The organism is Pseudomonas sp. GM33 (assembly GCF_000282295.1).
Lineage (GTDB): Bacteria > Pseudomonadota > Gammaproteobacteria > Pseudomonadales > Pseudomonadaceae > Aquipseudomonas > Aquipseudomonas laurylsulfatiphila.
Genome location: NZ_AKJO01000049.1, coordinates 1 through 7,776 on the forward strand (window position 1 = coordinate 1; position 7,776 = coordinate 7,776).

Consider the following 7,776-nt stretch of genomic DNA (forward strand, 5'->3'; position numbering starts at 1 on the left):
TGCATTACGCCTACGACCCGGTCGGTAATCTGCTGCAAGTCGATGACCGGTCCAAGGCCACCACTTACTTCAAGAACCAGCGCATCGATCCCGTCAGCACTTATACCTACGACACTCGCGACCGCCTGATCAGCGCCACCGGCCGTGAGGTCTACCGCGCCGCCAACGACCCGAACGCGCAGGTCAACTACCGCGAAGAATATGAGTACGACGCCGGCAACAACGTTGTGCTCTTGCGTCACCTGGGCGAGCAGCCGTTCACCCGTCGCTGGGTCGTGGCCAGTGACAGCAACCGCAGCGTGATTCACCACGACGGCGATTCACCGCCTGACTTCGACCGCGAGTTCGACGGCAATGGCAACCAGACTCAGCTGCTGCGCGGCCAGCTCATGCATTGGGATGCGCGTAACCAGCTGAGTCAGGTCGCTCCGGTGCTGCGGGAAGAGGGCCCGGACGACCGCGAACTCTATCGCTATGGCGGCGGTGGCAAACGCCTGCGCAAAGTCCGTTGCGCCCTGGCATCCGGGCGTACCGTGCTCAGCGAAGTGCGTTACCTGCCGGGGCTGGAAATCCACCGGGCCGCCAATGGCGAGGAGCGTCACGTGCTGGAGGCCGAGGCCGGGCGCAATGCCGTGCGCCTGCTGCATTGGGTCGGTGCGCCACCCAACGGGGTCGACAACGATCACCTGAGTTACAGCCTCACCGACCACCTCGGTTCCAGCCTGCTGGAGCTCGATGAACAGGGTGAGGTACTCAGCGAAGAAGGCTACCTGCCATTCGGCGGCCGGGCCTGGTGGATCGAACACCACGGGGCCAAGGCGACCTACAAGACCCGCGGTTACTCAGGCAAGGAACGCGACGCGACGGGGTTGTATTACTACGGTTATCGCTATTACGCACCGTGGCAGCAACGCTGGATCAATCCGGATCCGGCGGGGGAAGTGGATGGCTTGAATCTTTTCTGTTTTGTGAGCAATTCACCGGTGCGGTATATCGACCGGGATGGGCGTGTGGGGGTGGAGGACCTTACCGATGCTTATCTATTGGAACTCGCGAGAGACGCCGCGAATGCGTTTGCGCAAGGCGACCGGGTTGCCGCTGAGCTCGTGACCGCATTCGCTGAGGCAGACTTGGTACAGGGCCTTGCCAAGCAACTGGCTGACGAAATTCCTGAACCGCCGCCCTCACCGAAGCCGGCTATTGCTTCACCACTGGTTCACGAGCTTCCACCGGTGACCGACACATTGGCACCTGCCCCGAGGGAAACCTTACCTGTAATTGTCCAGCCTGTCGGGACGCTGACGACTGCAACAAACGCTATTGTGGTGTCCTATGAACTTGCGCCCTCGCCTTCAGGTGCCGCTTCTGAGAACGTTCGGAATGAACCACAGCCCTCGACTTCCGCTGCGGCTTCTAGCAGTGGTGCAGAGCAGCCAAACACTGGGAGGAAGCGGAAGCGGTTTGTTTGTCCGACTTGCGACAAAAGCCTGGGAAGCGATATAGGCTTGGAACGCCACATGCGGACCCATACCGGGGAAATGCCTTTCCAATGCGACGTCTGCCAAAACAGATTCAAGCTACTTCAACATTTGCAGGCACATAAGCGGATCCACACAGGGGAAAGAGCTTTCAAATGTGAAGTCTGCGGTTTGAGTTTTATTGACGGTTCCACTTTGACGAGGCATATGCGGACCCATACCGGGGAAAGGCCTTTCCAATGCGACATCTGCCATACGACTTTTAATCAAAAATCCGCTTTGACGAAGCATAATCGGGGCCATGCCAGGGCCAGATAGTTTTCATGTGAGATTGGCCACAGTACTTATACTAGAAAACTTACGCTGACTAATCACAGACAGCTACCCATCCGTAGGAGCTGCCGAAGGCTGCGATCTTTTGATCCTGATTTTTAAAACAAGAGCAAAAGATCGCAGCCTTCGGCAGCTCCTACAGGTTGATCAATGCGCGATACACACCGACTTGAGCTCGGTGTAGGCCTCGATCACCGCGCGACCGAACTCGCGCCCCATGCCCGATTGCTTGACGCCACCGAACGGCATCGCCGGGTCGAGCAGCACGTGGGCATTGACCCATACCGTACCGGCTTCGATCCGTGGCACCAGGTTCATGGCTTTGCCCAGGTCATTGGTCCACAGGCTGGCGGCCAGGCCGTAGCGGTTGTCGTTGGCCAGTTCGATCACGGCGTCTTCGTCGTCGAACGGCATCACGCCCAGCACCGGGCCGAACACTTCTTCGCGGGCCACGGCCATGCTGTGGTCGATGTCCGCCAGAATGGTCGGCTGCACGAAGAAGCCGTCGCCCTCCAGCAACTCACCGCCAGTGACCACCCGCGCACCTTCCTGGCGGGCCAGTTCGATGTGCTTGAGCACGCTTTGTTGTTGCTTGCGCGACACCAGCGGGTTGATCGCCGCGTCGCCATTCATGCCCGCGCCAATCGGCATCGCCGAGACAGCGGCGGCCAGGGCCTCGACGAATCTGTCATGGATCGAGCGGTGCACATAGAAGCGCGATGCCGCGGCGCAGACCTGGCCGTTGTTCAGCAAGCCACCGAGGATCGCCCCTTGCACGGCTTTTTCGATGTCGGCATCGGCGAGCACGATCATCGGGTTCTTGCCGCCCAGTTCCAGGGAGAAGCGCGTCATGTTTTCCATGCACGCCACGCCGACGCTCTTGCCCACGGCGGTGGAACCGGTGAACGACACCTTGCTCACCAGTGGATGCGAGGTCAGCACACCGCCGACCGAGGCACCGCCACCGGTGACCACGTTGAACACGCCGGCCGGGATACCCGCTTCCAGCGCGAGTTCGGCCAGGCGCATGGCGGTCAACGGGGTTTCCATCGCCGGCTTGATGATCACCGTGCAACCAGTGGCCAGGGCGGGCATCAGCTTCCAGGCGGCGATCAGCAGGGGGAAGTTCCACGGCACGATCCCGACCACCACACCCACCGGCTCACGCTTGGTGAACGCAGTGAATTTGGCACCCGGTGGCAACGGAATCGACACGTCGAAAGTCTGCCCTTCGATCTTGGTCGCCCAGCCGGACATGTAGCGCATGAACTCCACGGTTGCATTCAGGTCCAGCGCTCGGGCCATGTTGATCGACTTGCCCTGGCTCAGGGTTTCCAGTTGGGCCAGTTCTTCGGCGTGTTCTTCGACCAGGCGGGTGAAGTTCAGCAGGATGCGCTCACGGTCGGCCGGGCGCAGGCTCGACCACACGCCGGATTTGAACGCCTTGTGCGACGACTGTACGGCGCGCTCGACGATCTCCAGCGGCGCATCCAGGGTTTCGCACAGGGTCTGCCCGGTGGCCGGGTTGACCACGGCGATGCTGTCGCCCTCGGCAAATACCCACTGGCCGTCAATGAAGCAGCCGTGACGACGTTCGAGGAATGCAGCCACCTGGGGCAGGATTTCAACGTTGCTCATAATTCACCTTTCATTCAGACGATTTGTTCAGGCGTAAATGCGGCCTGATCAGTGTTGTTCTTTGAGGAAACACGCGACCGCCTGGCGGTCGTCGGCGGAAGCCAGGCCCATGTACGGCATGTAAGTGCCCGGCACGAAGGCCTGGGGCTGAGTGATCAATTGCGTGATGTTCTCGGCTTGCCAGCTGACGTCTTTGTCGCGCATGGCCTGGGAGTAGCTGAAGCCCGGCAGCGAGCCGGACTTGCGTCCGTACACGCCGAAAAGATTCGGCCCCATCATCCCGGTCGTACCCTTGGTCACCGCGTGGCAGACGCTGCACTCAGTGGCAAACACTGCGGCACCACGCTGGGTATCCGTGGCGCACTCGGCGGCAGACACCGCCTGAACCAGGGTGAAGGACAGCAAGCCGATGAGGGGCAAATGCAGCGAAGTGAACATAAGAAAACGCCCTTGAAAATCCACGCGCTCGCCAGCAGGCGAACACCAACACCAGAAAATGCCGAGGCCAGGGTGCTTCGGCAGCTTGGTGGGGATTGTCGGTGGTCGCCGGCACGCAGGTTTTGCCCTGCGTGCCAGTTATGTTGGCGGGGCTGCCAAACCGGACAATCTGGCATGCACAACCAACTAATTGGCAAACAGGGAAAAGGGCGAACGAAAGCCGCGACTTAGTATCCGGGCAGACCGCAAACCTGCGCTCAAGAACAAGAACGGATGCCACACCATGCTCAAGTCCCCCTTGCTTCGTCTCTCGACGCTCGCGCTGATGATCAGCGCCGGCCAGGCCAATGCCTATGAGCTGTACGCCGATGATGACAGCCATCTGAACGCCACCCTCGAAGCCGCGTTCGGCATTTTCCACAGCCAGGAAAACTACGCCCTGTCCGGCCGTCTCGACGAAGGTTCCTCGTCGTGGCGCGAGGGCTACATCAAATACGGTTTGAGTTTCGACAAGGGCCTGGGCGGTGCGGGCACGGCGTACGGCGCGGGCAACCTGCTCAGCTCCGGCACCTGGGGCGACGGCGACGCCGCCGGTTTCAGCGATGGCACCGAACGCACCACCAAGTTCGAAGACGCCTACCTCGGCTGGCGTTCGGCCGATCTGTTTGGCGCATTGGGCAAGGACGGTGTGGACCTGTCCTTCGGCCGTCAGAACATCGTGGTCGGCGATGGCTTCCTGATCGACGGCGACGCCCTGAACATGGGTAAGGGCCTGGCCGACGGCGAGTTCAACCGTGGCGGCGCCTACTACCTGGCCGCTCGCAAAGCCTTCGACGAAACCGCCGTATTGCGTCTGGGTGGCAAGGAAGGCTGGCGCAGCGACCTGATGTGGCTCAAGTCCGACAACCGCGCCCAGGCCAAGACCGAAATGTACGTCGGCACCCTGGAGCACGTGGCCGAGGCCGGCACGGTGGGCCTGACCTACATCAAGACCACCGACATCGACGAGCAGTACGCCTCGCCGATCCAGCTCGAACGCGACGGCATGAAGACCTACAGCGTGCGCGCGGCGGGCAATGCCGGAGTGAAAGACCTGTTCCTGTCCGGCGAATACGCCAAGCAGGACAAACCCCACGCCGCCACCGAAGACGCCTGGTACCTGGAAGCCGGCTGGACCTTCTCCGACGCGATCTGGACCCCGAACGTCAGCTACCGCTACAGCCGTTTCTCGGAAGGCTACGACACCTTGTTCTACGGCATGAGCCGTGGTTATGGCACCTGGTTCCAGGGTGAAGTGGCGGGCAACTACGCCGGGCCGTTCAACAGCAACTCGCGGATTCAGAACGTCGGGCTGAAAGTCTCGCCGCTGGAAAACCTTAACCTGGGCGCGCTGTACTTCAACTTCGACACCATCGACCGCAGCCTGGGCAATACCGACGGCCACGAAGTCGACCTGTATGCCGAATGGCACGTCAACGACCACCTGACCGTGATGCCGCTGGTGGGCATCTTCCAGCCGGACAAGAGCGCCGAAAACGGCGGCACGCAACTGGGCAACAACGACCGGAACGTCTACGCCCAACTGCTGTTCGTCACCGGTTTCTAACCTCGGTCGTGGGCAATGGCAGCGTCATTGCCCACGTGGAAAAAGGTATTTCCAATGCACAAGAAACTCCTGACGATCCAGAGCAAGATCGCCCTCCTCGCCGGGCTCTGCCTGCTGCTGGTCGTCGGCTTGTTGATGGGCTTGTCGCTCTATCAGACCCACAAGAGCAGCCGGCAGGTTGCGCAAGCCAGCGGTGACATGCTCGCCAATGCGGCCAGGGAACACATGCAGGCCCTGGGCAAAGTGCAGGCCATGCAAGTGCAACGCACCTTCATACAGACCCACGAATACGGCCAGGGGTTATCGCGCTACCTGTTGTACCTGCGACAGCTGCAACAGCAGGGCAGCCTGACCCGCCCGCAACTGCGCCAGGAGCTGAGCACCCAGCTTCACCAGGCCCTGATCGACAAGCCCGACCTGCTCGGGCTTTATGTCATTTTCGAACCCGGTGGACTCGACGGCGACGACGCCGCTTTCGCCCATCAGGCGGACATTGGCAGCAACGAAACCGGGCGCTTCGCCCTGTATTGGGTGCAGAGCAAACCGGGCGAACTGCAAGCGGTGATCGGCGACGAAGGCCTGCTCGCCAACACCGAGCCGGGGCCGAGCGGCGCGCCCTACAACGCCTTCTATACCTGTGCCCGCGACACCCGTCAGGCCTGTGTGCTCGAGCCCTATTTCGACGAGGCGTCCGGCAGCCGCAAACTGGTGACCAGCGTGGCCTTCCCGCTGCTGGAAAACGGCAAGGTGATCGCCGTGGTCGGGCTCGACATCAACCTCGCCGCCCTGCAACAGAACAGCCAGGCCAGCGCCCGTGAGTTGTTCGAAGGCAACGGTCAGATCAGCATCGTCAGCCCGCGCGGGGTGATCTCCGCCGACAGCCAGGACGTCAGCCGCCTCGGCCAGCCGATGGACAGTGCCGAGGTGATGGACGCCTTGCACCAGGGCAACCCCAAAGTGTTTGTCGACGCCCGGCAGATCAAGGTGCTTGAGCCGCTGTCACCGATTGCCGGCGCCGCGCCGTGGGGCGTGTTGGTCGGCGTGCCGCAAGAGGTTTTGCTGGCGCCGGTGACCACCTTGCAGAAGGAACTCGACGCCCAGGGCGTGCAAAGCACCGCGCTGGAGTTGCTCCTCGGTGGCGGTTCGGCCCTGCTCGGCCTGCTGTTGATTGGGTACACGGCGCGGCGCATTACCCGGCCGCTGCAAGTGCTGACCCGCGTATTGGAGGATATCTCCCTCGGCGAAGGCGACCTGACCCGGCGCCTGCAGGTGCAATCGCGGGATGAAATCGGTCAACTGGCGACCGCCTTCAACCGCTTTGTCGAACGCATCCACCAGTCGATGCGCGAGGTGTCCTCGGCGGCACTCGGTGTCAATGAAGGGGCGCGGCGCGTGCTGAATGCATCGAACGCTTCGCTGAGCAATTTCGACGATCAATCCACCCGCACCAGCAGCGTGGCGGCGGCGATCAACCAGTTGGGCGCGGCCGCCCAGGAGATCGCCCACAACGCCAGCGATGCCTCGCACCAGGCGTCCGGTGCCCGGCAACAGGCCGAGGACGGACGCCAGGTGGTGCAACGCACGATCGAGGTGATGCACGAACTGTCGGGCAAGATCAGCGCCTCGTGCGCCAACATCGAAGTGCTCAACGACAAGACCGTGAACATCGGGCAGATCCTCGAAGTGATCAAGGGCATCTCCCAGCAGACCAACCTGCTGGCGCTCAACGCGGCCATTGAAGCGGCGCGGGCCGGTGAAGCGGGTCGTGGCTTTGCGGTAGTGGCGGACGAAGTGCGCAGCCTGGCCGGCCGCACCCAGGCCTCGGCGCTGGAGATCCAGCAGATGATCGAGGAACTGCAAGTGGGCGCACGGGAATCGGTCACCACCATGACCGAGAGCCAGCGCCACAGCGAAGAAAGCGTCACCATCGCCAACCTCGCCGGCTCCCGCCTGGGCAGCGTGACCCAGCGCATCGGCGAGATCGACAACGTCAACCAGTCCGTGGCCGCCGCCACGGAAGAACAGACGGCGGTGGTCGAGGCCCTTAATGTCGACATCACCCGGATCAACAGCCTGAACCAGCAAGGGGTGGAGAATTTGCAATCGACATTGCGGGCTTGTACCGAGCTGGAGCAACAGGCCGGGCGGTTGAATCAGTTGGTGGGGAGTTTTCGGATCTGAGATCGGAGTTGCCTGATACACCGTCTTCGCGAGCAGGCTCGCTCCCACATTTGAATCTCTGCCATACACAAATCTTGTGTTAACCAGAGATCCCTGTGGGAG

The 7,776-nt window shown here is 61.8% G+C and carries 4 protein-coding genes and 2 pseudogenes; 4 read left to right on the forward strand and 2 right to left on the reverse strand.

Annotated features, from left to right (window positions below; translation table 11 throughout):
* Positions 1 to 1,796 (forward strand): RHS repeat-associated core domain-containing protein (locus PMI26_RS30075; RefSeq protein ID WP_007972132.1); only part of this gene is annotated, 1,796 nt, incomplete at its 5' end.
* 162 nt (positions 1,797 to 1,958) lie between these two features.
* Here PMI26_RS30075 and PMI26_RS22145 read toward each other — a convergent pair.
* Positions 1,959 to 3,449: an aldehyde dehydrogenase family protein gene (locus PMI26_RS22145; RefSeq protein WP_007972133.1), complete on the reverse strand. Its 1,491-nt coding sequence runs from the start codon at positions 3,447 to 3,449 to the stop codon at positions 1,959 to 1,961.
* A 48-nt stretch (positions 3,450 to 3,497) separates the two neighbouring features.
* The gene (locus tag PMI26_RS22140; protein WP_007972136.1) at positions 3,498 to 3,887 is read right to left on the reverse strand and encodes a c-type cytochrome; all 390 of its coding nucleotides are present in this window, start codon (positions 3,885 to 3,887) and stop codon (positions 3,498 to 3,500) included.
* Positions 3,888 to 4,170: 283 nt separating this feature from the next.
* On the opposite strand from PMI26_RS22140, the gene PMI26_RS22135 reads away from it, so the two are divergent.
* The 3 genes and pseudogenes from PMI26_RS22135 to PMI26_RS32270 all read left to right on the forward strand — a co-directional run.
* Positions 4,171 to 5,493, forward strand: a complete 1,323-nt coding sequence (locus tag PMI26_RS22135) for a hypothetical protein (protein WP_007972137.1) — start codon at positions 4,171 to 4,173, stop codon at positions 5,491 to 5,493.
* 252 nt (positions 5,494 to 5,745) lie between these two features.
* Positions 5,746 to 6,276 (forward strand): annotated as a pseudogene (locus PMI26_RS32265) (cache domain-containing protein); the annotation flags it as partial.
* A gap of 375 nt (positions 6,277 to 6,651) precedes the next feature.
* Positions 6,652 to 7,674, forward strand: a pseudogene (locus PMI26_RS32270) (methyl-accepting chemotaxis protein); the annotation flags it as partial.
* Between the last annotated feature and the right edge of the window lie 102 nt (positions 7,675 to 7,776).